We start from the raw sequence: 528 nt of genomic DNA, 5'->3' as shown, positions 1-528 counted from the left end.
CGCGGCGGACGTCCCTGCTCGGCCCGGCGCGCCTCACGACGCTGCTCGGGGGTGAGCGTCTGGTCCTGCGCGCGCGACGTCAGCGTGCCGCCGGGGGCGACGCCCGTTCGGCGTCGCGGTGTAGTCGCCGGCCGCGTAGCGCGCGGCGATCGTCAGGACGAGGTCGACGTAGGAGTCGGAGTTGTTGTAACGCTTGACCGCCGCAGCGGCGCCCGGACGGGTGCCGAGGTCGTCGGAGCCGGCGCACAGGTAGACGCCGGCCGACGTCGCGGCGTCGTCGACGTCCTGCGGGTTCGCCCGGCCGTCGCCGTCGGCGTCGACCGCGACCATCTCCCACGTGGACGGGATGAACTGCAGGGGGCCGACCGCGCGTCCCAGACCCGTCGCGTCGAGCTTGCCGCCGTCGGTGTCGCGGATCTCCGCGGTGCCGTTGCGGCCGGTCAGCGGGACGCCGAGCACGCCGGGCCGCGAGACGCCGTCGTCGCCCAGCGTGTTGGCGCCGGTGCGTCCGTGGTCGGACTCGACGCG

Annotated in this window: 1 protein-coding gene; it reads right to left on the bottom strand. The window is 75.8% G+C overall.

Going from position 1 to position 528, the window contains the following annotated elements:
- Positions 1-33: 33 nt before the first annotated feature.
- A partial coding sequence (locus AC2W7G_RS18360; RefSeq protein ID WP_485869696.1) for a lytic transglycosylase domain-containing protein occupies positions 34-528 on the bottom strand: 495 nt, incomplete at its 5' end.

The organism is Aeromicrobium sp. PFPM2_SD2 (genome assembly GCF_057364525.1).
This window is presented reverse-complemented; position numbering and strand designations above follow the sequence as displayed.